Here is a 19524-nt window from a genome sequence, read left to right as displayed (position 1 = left end):
TGCGCCATGTCTTCTTGATCATTTGGCACTCCTGCTTCCGCGATGCGCAATCGCAATCACGCTTGCGTTTCGTTCGACAGCCAATCTAGACGGTCGGACCGTCGGGAACAAGCGTTGCCTCGGCACGGATCAGCCCGCGCGCGGTAAGGTCCGCAATGAGCGCGCCCAATTCCTGCCCGCACTGGTCAGGCGCGACGTCATATTCCTCCATCAGCGCGCGCTGGATCGTAGCCGCGCTGCACGGCTGTTCGAGCAATCGCCAGACCGAGGTTGCGACTGCGTTAAAGCCATAGCAATGGCCGGCGTCGACATCGAGCGTGACCAGCTCATCGCCCAGTTCGGCCTCCATCAGTGGCCTGGCGCGGTGATAGACTATCGTTGCGCTCATCGTCCTGCCCTTGTTCCACCTTGCCGTTATCGCGGTGATCCGCCGTCGCGGCAAGCGTCTCTGCCTGGTTCTTCATGACCGCCAAGCTGGACGGGAACGTCAAAGGACACCTATGCAAGGCACGCCCCCACGATCCGATGGTGAACCCGCGTGCTGGTCTACTGGTTGTTGTTCGCCTTCTTCGCCATCGGGTCACTGCTTCGCCGGAGCGGTACCGGCCTCGGGGCGGAGCCATATTTTTTCACATTCGGGGCGGTGCTGCTCGTGCTCGCCATCGGCCTGAGGTTCGAGGTGGGCGGCGACTGGGGCGCCTATCAGCGCATGTTCGCCATGGCGGGCCTGCGCGATCTCGACCAGATGATGCTGCTCGGTGATCCCGCCTATCATCTGCTCGACTGGTCGGTGCAGCAGCTGGAGTGGCCTTTCTGGGTCGTGAACCTGATGTGCGCGACGATCTTCACGTATGGGCTGGTCCGCTTTGCGCGCGAGCAAGATGATCCCTGGCTCGCCCTGCTCATCGCCATTCCCTATCTCGTGATCGTCGTCAGCATGGGCTACACGCGGCAGGCAGTCGCGATCGGCATCATTATGGCGGGATTGGCAGCGGTGCAGCGCGGCGCCTCGGTTTTCCGTTTCGCGGTCTATGTCGCGGTCGCCGCCTTGTTCCACAAGACTGCCGTCGTCGCCCTGCTGCTCGTCGCGCTGACCGGTCGCCGCAATGCCGTCGTCAATCTGCTCGTCATCGCGGCGGGAGTGATGCTGCTTTATGACAGCCTGCTTCAGGATTCGATGTCGAAGCTGATGAACAACTATGTGGCGCAGAGATACACTTCGCAAGGCGCCACCATTCGAGTCGCAATGAGTATTGTGCCGGCCGCACTCTTCATGTTGCGTCGGCGGGCGTTTTCTTTGACCAAAGAGAGCGACCAATTGTGGCGAAATTTCTCGATCGCCGCGCTGATCCTGCTGGTCGCACTGGTGGCGATGCCGTCGAGCACCGCCATCGACCGGATCGCACTTTACCTGTTGCCGTTGCAAATGGCGGTGCTGTCACGAGTGCCGCGAGTCTTGCTGGCGGGGCAGGCGGGGAGGCTACTGGTCGTCAGCTATGCCCTCGCGATCGAGTTTGTGTGGCTAAACTTCGCCGATAATTCGAACTATTGGCTGCCCTATAAAAACTATCTGTGGGCCTGATCCGCGTCGAGCCAGCTTTGAAACATCAGGATCGTCCAAAGCGCGGTGGTGGCGTCGGTGCGTCCCGAAATATGGGCGTGCCACCTGCGTGTGACCTTCTCCGCGTCAAACCAGCCCTCGCGCCGCAGCCGTGCCGGATCGATCAGCGCTTCTGCCCAATCGCGCAGCGGCCCCTTGATCCACTCACCGACCGGGATTGCAAAACCCGCCTTGGGACGGTCGAGCAGAGCTGGCGGGGCATGGCGCGCGAGCAGTTGGCGGAGCATCCGCTTGCCGGTGCCGCCGCGGATCTGCATCGCGACGGGGATGCGCGCCGCGACGGCGGCGACACGATGGTCGAGGAAGGGGACGCGCGTTTCCAGTCCGACTGCCATCGCGGCGCGGTCGACCTTGCACAAGATGTCGTCGGGCAAATAGGCGGTTGTGTCGGCGAGCATCATGCGGGTCGCGGTGGGCGTCACGTCGGGCAAGGAGAGGTCGAATGACGCCTCGCTCGGCGGGGCTCCGAACGGCAGTACCGGCGATCCTTCGGCACTCCATTGATCCAGGAAACGGTTAAAGAAATCGCCGAGGTCTTCCGCTCCGCTGGCGCTGCGGGCCAGCTTCTGGATGCTCGCGCCATAGTGGCTAGAGCGGCGACCGCCTGGAGCCATGGTGATTAGCGCATTCCAAGCGCTCGGCGGCACGCTGGCCGCAAGTCCGCCCAGTGCCGCGCGAACGGGGCGAGGCAGAGGCTCGGCACGGTCCCACAAGCACGCTGCCGCAAGATAGCGGTTGTAGCCACCGAACAGTTCGTCCCCGCCGTCGCCGGACAAGGCGACCGTGACCCGCTCGCGAGCGAATCGGCTGACCAGGAAGGTCGGGATCTGCGAACTGTCGGCAAAGGGTTCGTCGTAGATGGTCGGTAGGAGCGGAATGACCGCCTGGGCGTCGGCGACGCTGACTCGATGTTCGTGATGGTAGGTGCCGAAATGCGTTGCGACCTGGCGGGCGATTGGTGCTTCGTCGTATGCCGGGTCTTCGAAGCCGATGGTGAAGCTCCTGACCGTGCCCGGGGCGTGGGCCTGGTAGAGGCCGACGACGGTCGATGAGTCGATTCCGCCGGACAGGAAGGCGCCGACCGGGACGTCGGCCACCGCCTGACCCTCGATCGATCGGACGATAGCTTCCTCCAGCGCGTCGAGTGCTTCGCTTGTGCTGCGAAACGGATCGGCGAGGCCCGCCAACACGCCATCGCGCGCCGACCAGTAGCGTTCGATCTGTAGCGGGCCGTCCCGAGTTTCGGTGGTGGGCGGGTCGATGGCGGGGTGGTGGACGATCTCCGGCGTGACCGACAGGACGCAGCCCGGTTGGACCTTGAATAGACCTTCGTAAATCGAGAACGGAGCGGGAATGACCGAACGGGCGGCGAACAAGCGAAGCGCGCGGCGGTCGACCGGATTGGCGAAGCGCGGATGGCGGCGGATCGCCTTGAGTTCGGAAGCGAAGGCGAAGTCACCGCCAACCCAGCCGTAATAAAGCGGCTTCTCGCCAAACCGGTCCCGCGCCAGGCTGAGGCGTCGCTCGCGGCGGTCCCACAGGGCGATGGCGAACATACCGACAGCACGGGCGAGCGTGGCGCGCAGACCCCAGGTTGCGATCGCCGCGACGAGTGTCTCGGTATCACTATGCCCCCGCCAGTCACGCTGGCCGAGCGTTTCGAGTTCGGCGCGAATGGCGCGGTGATTGTAAATTTCGCCATTGAAGGCGATCATGAACCGCCCGTCGTTCGATGCCATCGGTTGATGACCCATGGGCGAAAGGTCGACGATTGATAGCCGGCGGTGGACCAACGCGACGCCGAATTCCTCGTCCGCCCATACGCCTTCGTCGTCTGGTCCGCGGTGGGCGATCGACGCCGCTATCGTCCGGAGCAACTCCGGCGAGCGGGCGCCTTTCCCAATGATCCCCGCTACCCCGCACATTGCCCGCCTTAGGGCAGAGCATGGGTCGCCAGGCAAGCCAATTGGACGGCGCGGTGCCGATTCAGCCCATCGTTGATCGGTGGTAACTATCCGGTTGGCGTTCCGTAACGGGCTGCTATTGAACGTCGATGTTTGGCTGAAGCGTAATTCAGACCGGGGCGGACTTCGATCGAAAATTCACAGAGAGCATAATGGCCTGGTTGAAGACGAGCGTCATCTGGCTGATCTATCTTGCCCGGGGGCTTCTCGGGCGACGGCGATTCTTCGGCCCGACGCCGCCGTTCTTCAAGCTTCAGCGAGTGTATGATCGGCGGAGCGAGAAGTGGCTCCGCTTCCGCATCCGCGATGACGACGACTGGATCCAGATCGAGCACATCTTTCTGAACGAAGGCTTCGACCTGACCAACAGCGGCCGGCTGCCGCAGATGCAGGTTGCCTATCAGGAGCGCGTGGCGGCGGGCCGAACGCCGCTGATAATGGACCTTGGCGCAAACATCGGGCTCGCTTCGGCATATTTCCATCAACTCTATCCGCAAGCGCACATCATCGCGGTCGAGCCCGACGCCGGCAACTGCGCTATTGCCCGCGCGAACTTGCCAGCGAAGGCGGAGTTGGTCGAGGCTGCGATTTCAAGCCGTGGCGGCCGCGCCAATCTACTGGCGACGGGTCGTAACTGCGGGTTTCAGGTCCAGCCCGGGGCCGATGGGGCGGTCGAGATGGTCACCGTCTCCGATCTTCTCGCGCAGGCTCCGGACGCCGAGCCCTTTCTCATCAAGATCGATATCGAGGGGTTCGAGGATGATTTGTTCGCGGAGAATATCGAGTGGCTCGATCGGTTTCCGATCCTGCTGATCGAGCTCCACGACTGGATGTTGCCGGGCCGCTTGGTCACCCGCAACTTCCTCAAGGCCGTATCGACCCGGGACCGCGACTTCGTTCATTTCGAGGGGTTCGCTTTAAGTGTCGCCTCGCCGCTGCAGTGAGCGCGCGCGGGCGAATAGGCAGCACGATCGCAACGCGGATGAGCGCCGTGCGTCGAGACGGTTTCAGGCAATCGGCGCGGGTGGCGGTCGACCGAGTGGCGCTGGCTGGTCTGCGGTCAATTTATGGCTTTCATCCGTGGCACGCCCAGTCGCCGACCTCCGCGCGGCCCTACCGCCACGGCGTGGCGGATCTGGTGAACAGCGTGTCGCCGCAAGTGGTGGTCGAGGTCGGCTGCGGGCTGGGCGCTGTTCTCGCGCGCATTAATGCCGCCAAGCGGTTCGGTTACGACGTCGATCCCGGCGTGATCCGCGCGGCACGCCTGATCAGGTCCCGATCGATCGTCTTTGCCGAGGGCGGGTTCGAACAGGTCACCGAGCCCCAGATTGACGTGCTGATCGCGGTCAACTGGCCCCACGATTTCCCGCCCGATCAAATGCGGCGATGGCTGGCGCCTCTCTATTCGCGCATCGACTATCTGTTGGTCGACATAATCGACCCAAGCTCGCCATCCGCCTATCGCCACTATCACGATTATGCCTTTCTCGAAGGGTGTGCCGAGCCGGTGGCGACAAGCGACTGCGGGGAAAAATTGCGAAACTTCGTGTTGTTCAAGGTGGTGCGATGAGTGCCCGCTACCTGCTCCGTTTGGACGATGCCTGCGCCGGCATGGATGATCGGCGGTGGTCGAGGATCGAGCGGTTGTTCGACGAACTCGCGATCAGGCCGATCGTCGCCATCGTGCCCGATAATCGCGATCCCGAGCTAAATCATGGCGAACCGCTCGATGATTTCTGGGCGCGGGCCTGGGGGTGGCAAGAGAAGGGCTGGACGATCGCGCTTCACGGCTATCAGCATATCATGCACCCCGTCGCGCTCACGACACCCCAATATCTACCGTTTCACGACCGGTCGGAGTTCGTCGGCCTGTCGCTCGCCGAACAGGCCGGGAAAATCCGTCAGGGCCTGGCGGTGATGCAACACCATGGCGTGTCGCCGAGCCTGTGGGTGGCGCCGGCGCATTCGTTCGACAAGGTGACGGTCGAGGCGCTGTTGCGGGAGACGAATATAAGGACGGTGAGTGACGGCATCGCGCGCAACCCGTATTTCGAAGACGGGGTTCACTGGCTCCCGCAGGCATTGTGGTCGCTGACGAAGAAGTCGGGCGGCCTGTGGACGGTCTGTCTCCACCCAAGCACGATGGGCGATGCCGAATATGATCGGCTCGAGGCACAATTGCGCGGTGCCTTTGCGAGCCGGATCACGTCGGTTGACAGACTGGTACTGCACACGCGCCCCCGGTCTGTTTCCGACCGCATCGAAGCGTTCCGCTTCTGGCAACGTCACCGCGTCGGGCGCGGGAAGCTCTGGCTCAAGCAGCGCCTTGGCCGCTGACCCCCCCGCCGCTGGCCGAATCGCCATCCTTCTGCCCAGTCTGAAGATTGGCGGGGCGGAGCGGGTTGCCCTCAATCTCGCTGGGGCGCTGAAGGAAGCGGGTTGGGACGTGACAATCCTGCTGACGAGCCACGAAGGCGAATTGCTGGACCTCGCGGCGCGGGATTTCGCGGTGGTCGACCTACGCTGCGACCGGACGCGCAAGCTTCCCGCGCTCCTTTCGGCGTGGATGACGGCGAACCCAATCGATATTCTCGTTTCGAATTTCTGGAAGCTCAACCTGTGCGCCTGTCTCGCCATTCGCCGGCATCGCGCAACCCGGCTGATCCTGTGGGAACATTCGCCGCCGTCGCTCAGCTCCAACAGCCCGACCCTGCTCTATGCGGTAAGCGCGAGTATCCTCTATCGCGCGGCCGAGAAAGTCGTGTGTGTTTCCCGAGGGGTCTTGAAAGACGTCAAACGAATCACGGTTGGGCTGAGCGGGCGGTTGCGGGTCGTTTACAACGCGATCCCTGCTCCGCCTCGCGCCATGCGGGTTGATCCATCCGCCGGAGACGAGCGGATCGCCTGGATCGGTCGTTTGGCCGCGCCCAAGAACCCGCAATTGCTACTTGATGCCATCGCGTTCGTTGAACCTAGTGATGAATTGGAAATTCTGTTCATTGGCGATGGACCCTTGCGCCCAGCGCTGGAGGCCCAGGCGGCCAGAATGGGGATCAGCGGGCAGATCCGCTTCGCCGGGTTCCAAGCCGATCCCTATCCGTTGCTCGCGAGTTGCCAACTGCTCGTGGTTTCGTCGGACCGGGAAGGCCTGCCGACGGTTATCGTCGAAGCGTTGCACTGTGGTCTCGACGTCGTCAGCACCGATTGCGGCGACGGGGTTCGCGAAATTCTTGACGGCGGGCGGTATGGCACGATCGTGCCGATGGCGGACCCTCAATCGCTTGCCATGGCGATCGAATCAGCGCTTGCCGCCCCGCGCGAACGCAGGTTACAAATGGCCGGCGCCGATCGCTTCTTTCCTGCCACGATTGCGCGGCAGTTTCTTGCTCCGGCCGGGAACAGCCCCTAGCCGACGCCGGCGCCCACGACATCGTCGACCGCTCCCTGCGCGACGATCCGTCCGCCCTCGAGCCGATAGACGCGGTCGCAGCGGGCGACGGTCGACAGGCGGTGGGCGATGAGGATGATCGTCAGATCCGCGTCGAGCTGGCCGACCGACTGCATCACGTCCGCCTCGGTCTGGTCGTCGAGTGCACTAGTCGCTTCGTCGAGCACCAGCAGGCTGGCGCGCTTGTAGAGGGCGCGGGCGATGCCGATGCGCTGGCGTTGTCCGCCGGACAGGCGAATACCGCGCTCGCCGACCCTTGTTTCCAAGCCAGCGGGTAACACCGCGACGAAATCGTCCAGCCCGGCCTTGCGCGCCGCATCCAGGATCCGGGCCTGGTCGAACTCGCCGTCCGAGGTGCCGAACGCGATATTCGCCGCGATGCTATCGTCGACCAGGAAGATCGCCTGGGGAACGTGCGCGATCTGCGCTTTCCAATTTGCCAGGTTCGGGTCGCCGATCATCACGCCGTCGACGATCAGTGCGCCTTTTGTTGGAGGAAGTAGTCCCATCACGATATCCACTAGCGTGCTCTTGCCGCTGCCGGTCTTGCCGATCAGTCCGATGCGCTCGCCGCGGGCAATGGTGAGGTCGATGTCCGCCAGCGCGGCCCGTTCGCCGCCATAGCCGAAGCCGACACCGCGCAGCTCAATGGTTTGCGTGAAGGGAACGACGACTCGGCCAGATTCCAGCCGGTCACTTGTTTCAACGGGTGCATCCAGAAGGGCGAGCACGTCGGCGAGATGGTGAGCATTCATCGAATAACCGGCCCAGCCGAGATAGACCGACTGGATCATCGGCAGCAGCCGCTGCGCTCCCAACGCAAGCGCGCCGAGCTTGGGCACCGCGTCGATCACGCCGCCGGGCTGGCGGCTAGACCATGCGGCGATGACGGCGAGCAGGATGATCGCGCCGCCCTCGACGATCAGACGCGGGGCCAGCGCCAGGAAATTGGTAATGATCAAGTGGCGGCGCTGATCATTCTCGATTGCCGCCAGCCGGGTTTCGAACACCGGCTGCGACTGATCGAGGATGATGTCACGGATCCCGCCAAGCGTCTCCTGCATCGCCTTGATCCGTGCGGTGCGCGTACTGGCAAGGCGCTCGGAGGCGTTGCGTATGGTCGTTCGCGAATAGAAACTGATAAGGAGGTAGATCACGCCGATCGTCGTCGCCGCTATCAGCGCCATTGCAGGGTCGATCAGGAACAAGAAGATGGTGATGCACAGCGCCATTACCGCCGAGGTCACTGCAAGCAGCAAGGGCGAGACGACTCCGACCGCGACGAGATAGATCTTGTCGAGGCCCGCCACCAGCACGCTGCTGTTCTGGCGCACATACCAGCTGTACGGCTGGCGCAGCGCGCGGCCATAGATGGTCATCACCAGGTCCTGCTGCAGACCATAGATGAAGTGCTGGCTGACCCAGGACAATGCCAGTCGCACCAGCGTTGCGGCGAGCGCGGCGACCACCAATAACAGCGCGGCCGCGACGATCGGGTCGACGTTCAGCGCCGCTCCAAGCGCGATTAGCACGTTCCCAATCACCGGCAGCGAGCCGACCGTATCGGGTGCCGCCGCAAAGGCCAGTAAGGGCAGCACCGCGCCTATCGTCACCAGCTCAGCAACCGTCCCGGCTGCCGTCAGCAGCAAGGTCAGGATGAGCTGGAGCCGCCGCGGCGCGCTAGCCGTCGCGATGATGCGGCGCAGGCTGGGCAGGAAAGCGGCGCCCGGGTTCAGAATATGGGCGTTGCTCAACTTCTTCCCCAGTTCGTCGAGGCGCGTCGTTGCGTCAGCACTTCCCGATAGACGGCTTCTACCTCGGAGGCGAGACGATCAAAGGTGAAGTCGCGCACGCGCTGGCGGCCATCGTCGACCAATTGGCGCTGCCGTTCCGGCGAAGCCAGCACCGCGGCAACGGCGTCCGCCATATTGGTGACATCCTGCGGTGGAAAATAAGCTCCGCGTGGACCGATAAGCTCACGGAAGACCGGAAGATCGGACACGACGAGCGGTCGGCCGGCGGCCATCGCTTCAAGCACGGGAATACCGAAGCCCTCGTAGGTCGAAGGGAACAGCACCAGCCGGGCATTCCGATAAATCAGCCGCAATTCGTCATCGGCGACATTTTGGCGAAGCTGGACTGCATCCGCCATTCCAAGTTCGCCGACGGCCGTGCGCAGGTCGGACAGGCTGCCGCCATCATTGCCGACGATCACCAGCGATCGCTCGGGGTGCGTCGTGCGTAATCGCCCGACCGCTTCGACCAGCCGCCGGTAATTCTTGCGCGGCTCGAAATGGCCGACCGCGAGGAGATAGTCGTCAGGGAGGCACAGCCTGCGGACACGCTCGTCGTCACCCGCCTGCGCTGCGAAAGCGTCCGCCTTTAAGCCATTGGGGATGGCAATCACCCGTGATTCCGGGTCAATGGCGAGCAAGTCTTGGCGCATTGTCTCGGACACAGTCAGGACCGCGCTCGCTCGGCGCAGGGCTTGGCGATGGATCGCGCGGGCCAGTCCCCGTTGCGGCCAACGCTGGTCAGGCAGCATCGAACGAATATCGTGGATGGTCACGATGACTGGGCAATTGCCGGTCGCGGGTAGGGGGAGGTTGAACGTTTCGAACAGGTCGATGCGGTCTTCGCTCAGGCGTTTGCGCCAATAGTTGATGCCGCCAACGCTGCGCCGCAACCGCGAACCGCTCGGCATCGGCGTGCGGATCGCCGTGACATTCGGCGCACCGTCAAACCAGCGCGCCACGGCACAATCGGATGGCTCATAGATGGTGAAGCGGATGTCGGCGCATTGCCGGATCAACGCGGAGTAGAGCCCGACGAACCGCTGGCGTGCACCCGATGGGCGATCGTTGAAGCAGGTCGCGTTCAGGCCGACGCGCACGTCGGCGTCCCGGAAACGAGGTCGAGCAGAACGAAGTGGCGCTTGATGACGGTCGTTTCCTCAAACGGCAGGACCGCCTCGGCCAGCAGGTCGCCGGCGATGGGGGCAGCGATTGCCTGCTCGATACCGGCGGCGAGCGCCTTAACGTCGCGGACCGGGACGAGCGTGCCGAAGCGCCCGTCGTCAAGCACTTCGCGCGGACCGGTCGGGCAATCGGTCGAGACCGGCGTGCACCCGGCCATCATCGCCTGGACCAGCACATTGGGCATGCCCTCGACCAGTGACGACAACACGAAGACGTCGGCCCGTGCGAACGACTTCATGACATTGTCGGTGAAGCCGGGCAGCCGTACCCGTTCACCAAGCTCGAGCCGCGCGATCCGGGCCTCCAGTTCACCGCGCAGCGGACCCTCGCCAAAGATGATCAAGCGGGCATCGGCGCGGACCGACGCCATCGCCTCGATGAGATCGCCAAAGCCTTTCCAAGGCACGAGGCTTCCCGCAGCGACGATCACCGGCCCGCGCTTGTCGACCAGCCATGGTTCATCGGCTGGTTCCGCCATGGAAGCCCGAGACGCGGCGTCGTCGACAATATTGTAAATGGCGACGTGGGGCGCATTGGGGCCGAAGACGGTGCGATACTGGTCGACCATGTCATGCGACACGCAACTGAGCACGTTTGCCCGACGGAAGCTGAGCCGCGACAGATGCTTGAGCCACCAGCGCTTGGTCAACCAGCGGTCGGAATAGGTGTCGAACGGCGTGACACGCGACGATCCGCTGATCCGCGCTCGCGAGCGTGCGGCGACGGCGACGAAAGTGACGAGCGTGTTGAGGTGGTCTTCGGCGGAAAAGATGATTTCGGGCTTGGCCTTACGGATGTAGCGCCACAGGGGCACCGCCATGTGGCGCACTTGCGGCACATTCAGCGCCACCAGGGTGACGCCGGGCGATGGCGGGACCGCGAGGTGCGCATCGACCCGGCCGATGACCAGATCGACCTGATGCCCCGCAGCCGCAAGCGCGCGGGCGAAGCGGTGCTGGGCAAGGGGGACGCCCGAGATGGCGAAGCGCGGTGTCACCACGCAGATCCTCATGCGGTCATCCATCGATCGGCGAGTTGGCGATAATCCCCGGCGTCGACCCGCGCCCCGCGCAGGAACAGGAAATTGTTGACGTAACGCCCGGCACCGCGCTCGAATGCCGCGAGCGACTGATCGCGTTCGGCCGAAAAGTGAACGAGGGGTTCGAGCCGCCCCCCGCGCAGGAAGAATCCCCGATAATCGTCGGCTGTCATAGCGTCGAAAATCGACCCTATCGACCGGTCGGGATGATGGCGCTGCTCAATCTCGACGAGGATGGCGGGGCGCGAAGCCGCGATCGACTTGGCGCCACCGGCGATAACGCTCGCCTCATGCCCTTCGACGTCGATCTTGATGAAGTCGAGATCCAAAAACTTGAAGCTGTCGAGTGGCCGAAGCGCGACCTCAATGTCGCGATGCTCGCCGTCGCCGGTGGCCTCGACCGACGCCGAGGAATCATGCTCGACTCCGCGCGCGTCGACCGGGACATGGAGCAAGGCCGTGCCTGGTCCGACCGACAATGCGACCGGATGGACCGCGATGCGGGGCTTGCCGGCCGCCCAGCCGTCGAGCAGTCGAGCACAGGCCGGATTGGGCTCAAAGACTTCAACCGTTGCGCCCAAGCGGTGGAGGATATGTGCATACAGGCCGCGATTGCCGCCGACGTCGGCGACGTGCGACCCTGGGCCGACGATCCACGGCAGCAGCGCCATTTCCGGCTCGATCTGACCGCGCAGCCGTCCATACCAATATTTGATCGGCACCTGATAGTGGGGCGGAATCAGATCGCGCGCAGCGGTCTTGGCGGAACGGTTCAACTTTTGGCCCCCGGAGTGTTTACGGCAAGGATCGACGCAAGACGCCTCCGAGCAGCGTCAGCAGAATAACGACTGTCATAGAGCGCGCGCCGGGCAGGATCAAATGGCAGTGGTGGGGTGGCCTCGATGGCGTGGAGTGCACGGATGAAACCGTCGCGGTCCTCGCACCAGGGTCCCAGCACACCCGACGCTTCCTCATAGCCTTCGAATGCTTCGCGCGTCCCGACGATCGCCTTGCCGTGCATCAGCGCCTCGGCGACCTTGGTTTTCATGCCCGATCCGTCGAAGATCGGCGCGATGACGGCGATGGCATGGCGATACCAGGGAACGAGGTCGTCGACCGCGCCGATCACCCGCACCCTAGGATTGCCATCATATTCGGCCCGAAGCGGTTCAAGGCCGCGGCCGACGATGCACAACGACAGGCTGATGTTCGGCATGACTTCTCGAACAAACCAGCGGACGCCGGCCTTGTTGGCGTAAAAGCCGCCGCCGACGAACAGGAGATAATCACTCTCCTCAGGAGGCGGACCCGCAATAGCCGCGCGCGGTTCGCCCAGCGCCATCGGCAGCAGGTCGGTACCCGCGCGCCCGTGCAACCGCCGCACATCCGCGGCGTCGCGCGCATTGAGCATGATCAACCGGTTGCTGAACCGCACCGCCTTGCGCTCCGCTGCACGGTTGGCGGCGAGTATGGCGAGGGCGCGCGGCGTGGGGCGCTGGCGCAGCGCTCCCAAGAAGAAACGCGTTTCGACATTATGAAAGAAAGTCAGCACTTCGACCATCGGAAGCGCTTGCTTTACCATTTTGGCCAGATGGCCGAGATTGGAGCCATTGAGAAAAAGTCTTGCGATTCCTTCCCGCTCGAGCCGCTCGATCAGCGTCTGTCCAGCTGCCATCGTCGCGCCGTCGATCTCCCCGTGCAATCCCGCAATCGTGCTAACCAGTCCACTGATCGGGGCCGGGTTCAGGACATGCATCGCTGCGTGCTTTCCGAGCAGATCGAGCAGGCATTGCCAGTGAAGATTAGCGAGCATCTCCCGCCCGCCGCGGCCGGGTGCATGCAGGGGCGGGGTGACGTAGAGGAGGCGTCTCATCGTCCCGCGCCTAGCCGTTCGAAGGTCCGGCTGCCACGAAGATCGACGGACCGTCAGGCGGCGATGGTTAGGGGTATCCGGCTGGGGTAAGTGATCAGTGCCGTCGCGCCCTCTGCCAGGCTCACGGAAGTTCGGGACTGGACGACTACGACAGAACCTGCACTGAGCGGCTCGCCCTCGACGGAAACGCCTTCGTCCAGCGCAATGACCCAGACCGCGTCGCCGTCCGCCAGCCGGAGCGGCAGGGTCGCGGGCCCCGTCCAGCGCTCGAACGTCAAATTGGGGCCGGCGCATAGCAATGTCCGGCGGGAGTCGATCGCAACTGATATCGGGTTCGGGGCGGCGGGTTCCGACCGCGCTACCGCCAGTGATTCCTCGAGCTGGAGCGGGCGGTCGCGACCATAGTCGTAGAGCCGGTAGGTCAGGTCGAGATTCTGCTGGACTTCGACCACCGATATGCCGGCGCCGATGGCGTGGACCGTCCCGGCGGGGGCGTAGAGGATGTCCCCTTTGTGGACCGGTCGCCAGTCCATCAGGTCGACCACGCTGCCGTCGAGCGAGGCCTGGCGCAGCTGATCGATTGTCGCCGGATGTTTGAGGCCGAGCGCGATCGACGCGCCTTCATCCGCGTCGAGGATGTACCACGCTTCGTCCTTGCCGTGGGGCAGGCCGGCCCGTTGCGCGGCGGCATTGTCGGGATGAACCTGGATCGAAAGATCCTGCGACGTGAAGAGATATTTGACCAGCAGTTCGGGATGGTCGAGCGAAGCGCTCTCGAAATGGATCTCGCCGACTGGTTCGGCGTCATCGGGAACGGACTCGAACGGCGGCGGCAGGGCGCGGCGGCCCCAGAGCTTCTCGACTGGCCGCGGTGACAATTGCGTGAAACTCACGGGCGCAAGACCTTTCGGATAAGCAATCGACCGATCACGTGCACTGAACGCGCGTATGTTAAGGAGGATGCGTTATTTCTCCGCCTCCTGCAAAGTCGCCGCCATGATCCGCCCATGGTCGAGCCGGATACAGTGGCTAGTGCCGCTGATGGTCGACGCGCGGTGGGCAATGATTAGGATCGTGCATCCCTGGCGCTGCCGTTTCGCCAGCACGGCGAGGACTCCAGCTTCGGTCTCGTCGTCGAGCGCATTGGTGCCCTCGTCGACGACCAGCAGCGCCGCTCCCTTGTAAAATGCCCGGGCAAGGCCGAGACGCTGGCGCTGGCCACCGGACAGGCGGAGACCGCGCTCGCCGATCCTCGTCTCCAGTCCGAGTGGCAGCGACGCGATGAATTCGGCCAGCTGGGCATCAGCGACAGCGGCGGACAGGCGCGCGTCGTCGATCGGCACACCCCGAGAAGCCAAAGTGATATTTGCGGCGATGCTGCTGTCGGTAAGGAAGATCGACTGCGGGACGTGGGCGATGTTGCGCTGCCATGCCCGGCAATTGGCGGTGTTGATCGGCACGCCATCGACGCAGATCGTGCCCGATGATGTGGTCAGCAGACCCATGACGAGATCGGCGAGGGTGCTCTTGCCGCTGCCGGTACGCCCGATCAGTGCGACCGTCGCGCCGCGCGGGATGGCGAGGCTGACCCCGTCGATCGCTGGGCGCAGGCCGTCGTCGTAGGTGAAGGTCACGCGGTCGATTTCGATCCGGTCGCGGAAGGGCAGGACTTCGGGTGGTGCGGCGTGCTCGACTGGATCGGGCAGGCGCAGCAGGTCGGCGACATCGCGCAGGACGGCGCGATTTCCGGCGATGACGACCCAGCCCCGATGCAGCTGGTGGACCAGTGGCAACAGCCGTTGTCCGCCGAGCGCCAGCGCGGCGAGCACGGGGAGGGCGGGGACCAGGCCGCCGGGCCGACCAGCAAGGAAGGTTGCGAGGGCGGCGAGGGCGATCATCGCGATCGCCTCGACGATGAAGCGCGGCGCGGTGCCGGCGATGACCAGCCGCGCCCGCGCCTGGGCAAAGCGCGCGTCGACTGCCCGGAACGTGGCGAGATAAGCGGGCTGCGACGAATCGAGAATGATGTCGCGCACCGCGCCGACGCTGTCCTGGACGAGCCGGATGCGCTCATCATAAGCCGCCGAGAGCTCGTCCGAAGCCTGGGCGAGCCGGCCGCGAACCAGCAGTGCCGCGACCGTGTAGGCGGTAATGATCGCCGATCCGATGGCGGCCGCCGCACGCGGATCGACCGCGATCAGCGCGCCCAAGATGCAGAGTGCGATGAAGAGAGCGGCAATGAGTTGCACCAAGGGCAGGAGCAACTGGAACGTGACCGCCTGAACCTTATCGAGTGACGCGATCAGGGCCGCCGAATGCTGGCGAACATGGTAGGCGTAGGGCTGAAGCAGCGTCAGCCACTGGATTTCGACGGTGAGCTCGTGCCCAGCGGCAAGCACGATATGCTGTGTTGCCGACTGGAGCCACAGGCGGATCACTGCTGCCACAACGACCGCCGCGACGAACAGCAGGACGAGCAACGGCAACCGGTCCGCGCTGTCCGCAGGCAGCAGCGCGACCACGCCGACGAGGCGGTCCGGGACTGGAGCGCCGGCCAGCAGGGCGATGAACGGGACCACCGCTCCGATTGACAATAGCTCGCTCGCGCCTCCCCCGAGCATCAGCAGGATCAACAGGGCGGTGTGGCGGTGGGTCGATGGCGAAAGGGAGCGTGCGAGAACGGCGAGATCCGTCCGCACGTTTGTCATCGCTCGATCAGGCACCGGAGAACCGGCTCCGCAACTCTGCCAGAGACGGGTCGTGAGTCAGATCGAGGTGGAGCGGGGTGACGCTGACAAACCCGTCGCCGATGGCTTCAAGATCGGTTTGATGGCCCGCTGTCTGCACAGCCGGTCCCAGCGAGAACCAGTAGTAGGGGAAGCCTCGCGGGTCGCGCCGCTCGATCAATTCCGCCCGCCCATAGTCGCGCATGCCTTGACGGCAGACCCGAACGCCCTTGACCTCATCACTCGGAAGGGCCGGAAAGTTGACGTTGACCAGCGTCCCGGGGGCCATCGGGGCGGCCAGCAATGGCGCAAGCACGCGCGCTGCCCAGCTGCGGGCGGCGTCGAACGGCACGGTCTCGCCCATGCCCTGGCGCGAATAGTCTTGGCTGAGCGCGATCGCCGGAATGCCGGCCAGCGCGCCTTCCATCGCGGCCGAGACGGTGCCCGAATAGGTCACATCCTCTGCCAGGTTCGCGCCGCGGTTGATGCCGGACAGGATAATGTCGGGCGGCCCGTCCTTCATCAGCTTGCCAAGCGCCATCATCACCGCGTCGGTCGGCGTGCCGGTGACGGCGAAGCGGCGATCCCCGGCCTTGCGAACGCGAAGCGGCCGACTTAGCGTTAGCGAGTGGCCCGCGCCGGACTGCTCGTCGGCAGGAGCAACGACCCACACATCGTCGGACAGGGTGCGCGCGACGTCCTCGAGCAGGCTGAGTCCCTTGGCCGCGATGCCGTCGTCGTTGGTCAGGAGGATGCGCATCGCCCGGCTATGACGATGCTGCATGCGCTACGCAACTCCCCGGCCACGCTGCGTCAAAAGAGCAACATTGGTTGCGAATATCGGTCACAGGGGCAGCTGTGGACAGTCAGCGCTTGTTAACGGTTGCGGGCTTAACTATAGGCGCGATCGGGGAATGCCGGCCGAACCTGCGTAACGTGCGGGAAAGCCAGCAAAATCGCCTCCGGCTCGGTCGGCCATCCGGCCTTTCGGCGGTGGGTGTTGCGTGGGAGGGTGACATGGCGACCGCACTGGTTGACCTCTACGGTTCGGAACCTGAGCGTTTCGATACGCTCGTACTGCGCGACGGCTATCGACCGTCCGACGACGAAGAATTTATGAACATGGAGCAACGCGCATATTTCCTCCGCAAATTGCGGGCGTGGAAGGAGGCGATCGTCGACGAGTCCCGCGCCACCATGGCACAGCTCCAGGTCGACTCGCTGCGCGAGCCCGACCTCGCCGATCGCGCATCGAGCGAGACCGACTGGTCGATCGAGCTTCGCACTCGCGACCGGCAACGCAAACTGATCGCCAAGATCGATGGCGCCGTTCGCCGTCTCTTTGATGGCGAATATGGCTATTGCGAAGTGAGCGGCGAGCCGATCAGCCTCGCCCGCCTCGAAGCGCGGCCGATCGCGACGATGACGCTCGAAGCTCAGGAGAAGCACGAGCGGATCGAACGCGTCAGTCGCGACAACTAAGGCGGCGCGACGGCTAGCGCGCCGCGGCGCCTATTTGTGGAAGATGGGGTCGGGCCTAGTTGCCGAGGATCACGTCCTTGACCTTCAGCTTCGCTTTCTTGAGCTGGGCCAGGACAATCTCGTCCGGGCGGGGACGATGTTCTTCGGCGTCGATGCGCGCCTGAAGAGTGGCATGTTTGGAAGTAAGTGCTGCGGCATAGGCCTTGTCCATCGGTCTCGATCCTTTCGGTTGAGCGTTTGACGACCAGCAGTAGACCATGATTTTGCGGGGTTGTCTCGCCATATTGACTCCATCCATCTGCCTCGCCGACCGATTCATCGTTGAGGTGACGGGCCGATCGCGCGCCGCTATGGTGGCGGTCAATGAACGACGATGATCCCGCCGAGTTGCTGGCCTTCCTCAAAGCGGAGCATCGCCGTCTCGACGCCGATATCGACGCGATGCGCAATGCCGGCAATTGCGACCCGCTGGAACTGGCGCGGATGAAGAAGCGCAAGCTCGGCCTTAAGGACCAGATTCACGTGCTCGAAGACCAGCTTGTCCCCGACATTCTCGCCTGACTAACGTCCCGCGTCGGGACAAAACGCGCCTTTTTATGGTTAAACGCTGCGGGTAAGCGTTTGTCTGGGCGCAAACTCATGTCACATTGCAGTCGATGAACGAATCAAGCGCCTCCGCCAGCGAAAGCCGGATCACGCCGCGGCTGATCGACTCGCTCTATACCGAGGCGATGCTTCTGGCCGACGAAGCGCGCGCCTATTTCGACGAGGCGGGCCGCGACGACCGCTTGCTGATGGAGCCCTTCGCGCGGGTCGGCTTCGCCTGCGAATCATTGAAGGTCACGACGCGGATCATGCACATCGTCGCCTGGCTACTGACCCAGCGCGCCGTCGAGAGCGGCGAGTTGCAGCGTAAGGACGGGCGGCGCCCCGAACGACGACTGGGCCATGCCAACGACAGTGACGAGGCGCTACTCGCCTTGCTGCCGGAACTGGCTCAGCGGCTGATCGGCGCGAGCGCCGAGCTTTATGCCCGGGTCAAACGGCTCGACGAAGGCCAGGCGATCTCCGAACCGATGCCAAGCCCGGCTCGGGCACTGATGGGCCGGCTGGAGCGCGACCTGATGTGGATCCGCCATTCTTGATCCCATCACCGCGTTGATCGAGCGGCGGGGGCGCGACGCCTATCGCGCCTGGTCCCGGGTTACGCTCCGCTGGGCCGACAATGACGCTTATGGGCACGTCAACAATACCGTCTATTATCAATGGTTAGACAGCTGCGTGAACGAATGGCTGGTCGACGCCGGCCTGCTCGATATTGCCGCCGGTGACCCGATCGGTCTGGTCGTGGCGACGTCGTGCGACTATTTCGCGCCGCTGACCTTCCCAGGCACGGCCGATATCGGGCTGGCGGTCGAGCGGCTGGGGACGTCGAGCGTGACCTATCGCCTGGGCGTGTTCGGCGGGGGCATGGACGCCCCGGCGGCGCAAGGTCGCTTCACCCATGTGCTGGTCAGCCGGGCGGAGCATCGGCCGGTGCCGATTCCCGATCGCTGGCGATCGGCTCTGCGTGGTCTCGCTTAGGCCGCCAGCAGCGCCTTCGCCTCGGTATATTCGCGCGCCAAGCGATCGACCAGTTCCGCCACCGGCACGACCTTGTCGATCACGCCAATGCCTTGCCCCGACCCCCAGATGTCGCGCCACGCCTTGGCGCCGCTCGACGATTCGAAGTTCATTGCTTCAGGCCCGGCGCTCGGCAAATTGTCGGGATCGAGCCCGGCGGCGACAATCGACGCGCGCAGATAATTGCCGTTGATGCCGGTGAACAACGACGAGTTGACGATGTCGCCTGCGCTGCCGTCGACGATGCCCTGTTTGTAATTATCCTCGGCGCGCGCTTCCGGCGTGGCAATGAAGGCTGAGCCGATATAAGCGAAATCGGCGCCCATCGTCTGCGCCGCCAGGACTGAGCGGCCGCTGGCGATCGCGCCCGACAGTGCCAGCGGACCATCGAACCATTTGCGGATTTCCTGGACCAGTGCGAACGGCGACCAGCCGCCGGCATGCCCGCCCGCACCCGCGGCAACCGCGATCAGTCCGTCGGCACCCTTCTCGATTGCCTTGCGCGCGAAACGGTCGTCGATGATGTCGTGGAAGCTAATCCCGCCCCAAGCGTGGACCGCATCGTTGAGCTCCTTCCGCGCGCCGAGCGAGGTGATGGTGATCGGCACCTTCCACTTGGCGCAGGTCGCGATGTCCTGCTCCAACCGGTCGTTGGAGCGGTGGACAATCTGGTTGACTGCATAGGGCGCGGCGGGGGCGTCGGGATGGTCGCGGTCATGCGCGGCCAGTGCCTCGGTGATTTCATGCAGCCACTCGTCGACCAGGCTCTG

21 protein-coding genes are annotated in these 19524 nt (G+C 64.2%); 9 read left to right on the top strand and 12 right to left on the bottom strand.

Features of this window, described 5'->3' with window-relative positions:
• Positions 1-85 precede the first annotated feature (85 nt).
• Positions 86-388 carry a PqqD family protein gene (locus RMN84_RS04735; protein WP_309611048.1) on the bottom strand — a complete coding sequence of 101 codons (303 nt, stop codon included), beginning with the start codon at positions 386-388 and terminating at the stop codon, positions 86-88.
• Positions 389-538: 150 nt separating this feature from the next.
• Here RMN84_RS04735 and RMN84_RS04730 point away from each other — a divergent pair, with 150 nt between their 5' ends.
• Positions 539-1582: an EpsG family protein gene (locus RMN84_RS04730; protein ID WP_309611047.1), complete on the top strand. Its 1044-nt coding sequence runs from the start codon at positions 539-541 to the stop codon at positions 1580-1582.
• Here the strand turns inward: RMN84_RS04730 and asnB are convergent.
• Positions 1567-3546, bottom strand: a complete 1980-nt coding sequence (gene asnB, locus RMN84_RS04725; RefSeq protein ID WP_309611046.1) for an asparagine synthase (glutamine-hydrolyzing) — start codon at positions 3544-3546, stop codon at positions 1567-1569. The genes RMN84_RS04730 and asnB overlap by 16 nt on opposite strands.
• 191 nt (positions 3547-3737) lie before the next feature.
• On the opposite strand from asnB, the gene RMN84_RS04720 reads away from it, so the two are divergent.
• The 4 genes from RMN84_RS04720 to RMN84_RS04705 are packed head-to-tail and all read left to right on the top strand — an operon-like array spanning position 3738 to position 6994.
• Positions 3738-4529, top strand: coding sequence for an FkbM family methyltransferase (locus RMN84_RS04720; protein ID WP_309611045.1), 792 nt, complete (start codon positions 3738-3740; stop codon positions 4527-4529).
• Between the two features lie 38 nt (positions 4530-4567).
• Positions 4568-5155, top strand: a complete 588-nt coding sequence (locus RMN84_RS04715; protein ID WP_309611044.1) for a class I SAM-dependent methyltransferase — start codon at positions 4568-4570, stop codon at positions 5153-5155.
• Positions 5152-5922, top strand: coding sequence for a DUF2334 domain-containing protein (locus RMN84_RS04710; protein ID WP_309611043.1), 771 nt, complete (start codon positions 5152-5154; stop codon positions 5920-5922). The genes RMN84_RS04715 and RMN84_RS04710 overlap by 4 nt, the downstream gene beginning before the upstream one ends.
• Positions 5912-6994: a glycosyltransferase gene (locus RMN84_RS04705; RefSeq protein ID WP_309611042.1), complete on the top strand. Its 1083-nt coding sequence runs from the start codon at positions 5912-5914 to the stop codon at positions 6992-6994. The genes RMN84_RS04710 and RMN84_RS04705 overlap by 11 nt, the downstream gene beginning before the upstream one ends.
• On the opposite strand, the gene RMN84_RS04700 is transcribed toward RMN84_RS04705, so the two are convergent.
• From RMN84_RS04700 to surE, 8 genes are all read right to left on the bottom strand, one after another.
• A complete protein-coding gene (locus RMN84_RS04700) occupies positions 6991-8787 on the bottom strand; it encodes an ABC transporter ATP-binding protein (RefSeq protein ID WP_309611041.1) in 1797 nt (598 codons plus the stop codon). The two genes, RMN84_RS04705 and RMN84_RS04700, sit on opposite strands and share 4 nt — an antisense overlap.
• The gene (locus RMN84_RS04695) at positions 8784-9926 is read right to left on the bottom strand and encodes a glycosyltransferase family 1 protein (RefSeq protein WP_309611040.1); all 1143 of its coding nucleotides are present in this window, start codon (positions 9924-9926) and stop codon (positions 8784-8786) included. Before RMN84_RS04695 ends, RMN84_RS04700 begins: the two co-directional genes overlap by 4 nt.
• The gene (locus tag RMN84_RS04690) at positions 9911-11023 is read right to left on the bottom strand and encodes a glycosyltransferase (RefSeq protein WP_309611039.1); all 1113 of its coding nucleotides are present in this window, start codon (positions 11021-11023) and stop codon (positions 9911-9913) included. Before RMN84_RS04690 ends, RMN84_RS04695 begins: the two co-directional genes overlap by 16 nt.
• Positions 11020-11826 (bottom strand): FkbM family methyltransferase, encoded by an 807-nt coding sequence (locus RMN84_RS04685; protein ID WP_309611038.1) that lies wholly within the window; start codon positions 11824-11826, stop codon positions 11020-11022. The genes RMN84_RS04690 and RMN84_RS04685 overlap by 4 nt, the downstream gene beginning before the upstream one ends.
• Positions 11823-12923, bottom strand: a complete 1101-nt coding sequence (locus RMN84_RS04680; RefSeq protein WP_309611037.1) for a glycosyltransferase — start codon at positions 12921-12923, stop codon at positions 11823-11825. The genes RMN84_RS04685 and RMN84_RS04680 overlap by 4 nt, the downstream gene beginning before the upstream one ends.
• A gap of 53 nt (positions 12924-12976) precedes the next feature.
• Positions 12977-13816 carry a class I mannose-6-phosphate isomerase gene (locus RMN84_RS04675; RefSeq protein WP_309611036.1) on the bottom strand — a complete coding sequence of 280 codons (840 nt, stop codon included), beginning with the start codon at positions 13814-13816 and terminating at the stop codon, positions 12977-12979.
• 72 nt (positions 13817-13888) lie between these two features.
• Positions 13889-15622, bottom strand: coding sequence for an ABC transporter ATP-binding protein (locus tag RMN84_RS04670; RefSeq protein ID WP_309611035.1), 1734 nt, complete (start codon positions 15620-15622; stop codon positions 13889-13891).
• Positions 15623-15638: 16 nt separating this feature from the next.
• On the bottom strand, positions 15639-16409 hold the full coding sequence (gene surE, locus RMN84_RS04665; protein WP_309611057.1) for a 5'/3'-nucleotidase SurE: 771 nt from the start codon (positions 16407-16409) through the stop codon (positions 15639-15641).
• A gap of 257 nt (positions 16410-16666) precedes the next feature.
• Here surE and dksA point away from each other — a divergent pair, with 257 nt between their 5' ends.
• The gene (gene dksA / locus RMN84_RS04660; RefSeq protein WP_405051436.1) at positions 16667-17131 is read left to right on the top strand and encodes an RNA polymerase-binding protein DksA; all 465 of its coding nucleotides are present in this window, start codon (positions 16667-16669) and stop codon (positions 17129-17131) included.
• Between the two features lie 55 nt (positions 17132-17186).
• Here dksA and RMN84_RS04655 read toward each other — a convergent pair whose 3' ends face one another.
• On the bottom strand, positions 17187-17342 hold the full coding sequence (locus RMN84_RS04655) for a YdcH family protein (protein WP_309611034.1): 156 nt from the start codon (positions 17340-17342) through the stop codon (positions 17187-17189).
• Between the two features lie 152 nt (positions 17343-17494).
• On the opposite strand from RMN84_RS04655, the gene RMN84_RS04650 reads away from it, so the two are divergent.
• From RMN84_RS04650 to RMN84_RS04640, 3 genes are all read left to right on the top strand, one after another.
• Complete coding sequence (locus RMN84_RS04650) at positions 17495-17692, top strand: DUF465 domain-containing protein (protein WP_309611033.1); 198 nt, start codon at positions 17495-17497, stop codon at positions 17690-17692.
• A 95-nt stretch (positions 17693-17787) separates the two neighbouring features.
• The gene (locus RMN84_RS04645; RefSeq protein WP_309611032.1) at positions 17788-18276 is read left to right on the top strand and encodes a DUF1465 family protein; all 489 of its coding nucleotides are present in this window, start codon (positions 17788-17790) and stop codon (positions 18274-18276) included.
• A 13-nt stretch (positions 18277-18289) separates the two neighbouring features.
• Positions 18290-18715, top strand: coding sequence for a thioesterase family protein (locus RMN84_RS04640; protein WP_309611031.1), 426 nt, complete (start codon positions 18290-18292; stop codon positions 18713-18715).
• Here the strand turns inward: RMN84_RS04640 and RMN84_RS04635 are convergent.
• Positions 18712-19524 (bottom strand): nitronate monooxygenase family protein (locus RMN84_RS04635; protein WP_309611030.1); only part of this gene is annotated, 813 nt, incomplete at its 5' end. The genes RMN84_RS04640 and RMN84_RS04635 overlap by 4 nt on opposite strands.

Source organism: Sphingomonas sp. (genome assembly GCF_031380695.1).
Lineage (GTDB): Bacteria > Pseudomonadota > Alphaproteobacteria > Sphingomonadales > Sphingomonadaceae > Sphingomicrobium.
Note: the sequence above shows the minus strand (reverse complement) of the source record. Positions and strands in the feature narration are given on the sequence as shown.

Bases quoted from the DNA above. Each gene is read 5' to 3' on its own strand.
- RMN84_RS04735 (WP_309611048.1), bottom strand. From the start codon at position 388: ATGAGCGCAACGATAGTCTATCACCGCGCCAGGCCACTGATGGAGGCC.
- asnB (WP_309611046.1), bottom strand. From the start codon at position 3,546: ATGTGCGGGGTAGCGGGGATCATTGGGAAAGGCGCCCGCTCGCCGGAG.
- RMN84_RS04720 (WP_309611045.1), top strand. From the start codon at position 3,738: ATGGCCTGGTTGAAGACGAGCGTCATCTGGCTGATCTATCTTGCCCGG.
- RMN84_RS04715 (WP_309611044.1), top strand. From the start codon at position 4,568: ATGAGCGCCGTGCGTCGAGACGGTTTCAGGCAATCGGCGCGGGTGGCG.
- RMN84_RS04710 (WP_309611043.1), top strand. From the start codon at position 5,152: ATGAGTGCCCGCTACCTGCTCCGTTTGGACGATGCCTGCGCCGGCATG.
- RMN84_RS04690 (WP_309611039.1), bottom strand. From the start codon at position 11,023: ATGAGGATCTGCGTGGTGACACCGCGCTTCGCCATCTCGGGCGTCCCC.
- RMN84_RS04680 (WP_309611037.1), bottom strand. From the start codon at position 12,923: ATGAGACGCCTCCTCTACGTCACCCCGCCCCTGCATGCACCCGGCCGC.
- surE (WP_309611057.1), bottom strand. From the start codon at position 16,409: ATGCGCATCCTCCTGACCAACGACGACGGCATCGCGGCCAAGGGACTC.
- dksA (WP_405051436.1), top strand. From the start codon at position 16,667: ATGGCGACCGCACTGGTTGACCTCTACGGTTCGGAACCTGAGCGTTTC.
- RMN84_RS04655 (WP_309611034.1), bottom strand. From the start codon at position 17,342: ATGGACAAGGCCTATGCCGCAGCACTTACTTCCAAACATGCCACTCTT.
- RMN84_RS04650 (WP_309611033.1), top strand. From the start codon at position 17,495: ATGAACGACGATGATCCCGCCGAGTTGCTGGCCTTCCTCAAAGCGGAG.
- RMN84_RS04645 (WP_309611032.1), top strand. From the start codon at position 17,788: ATGAACGAATCAAGCGCCTCCGCCAGCGAAAGCCGGATCACGCCGCGG.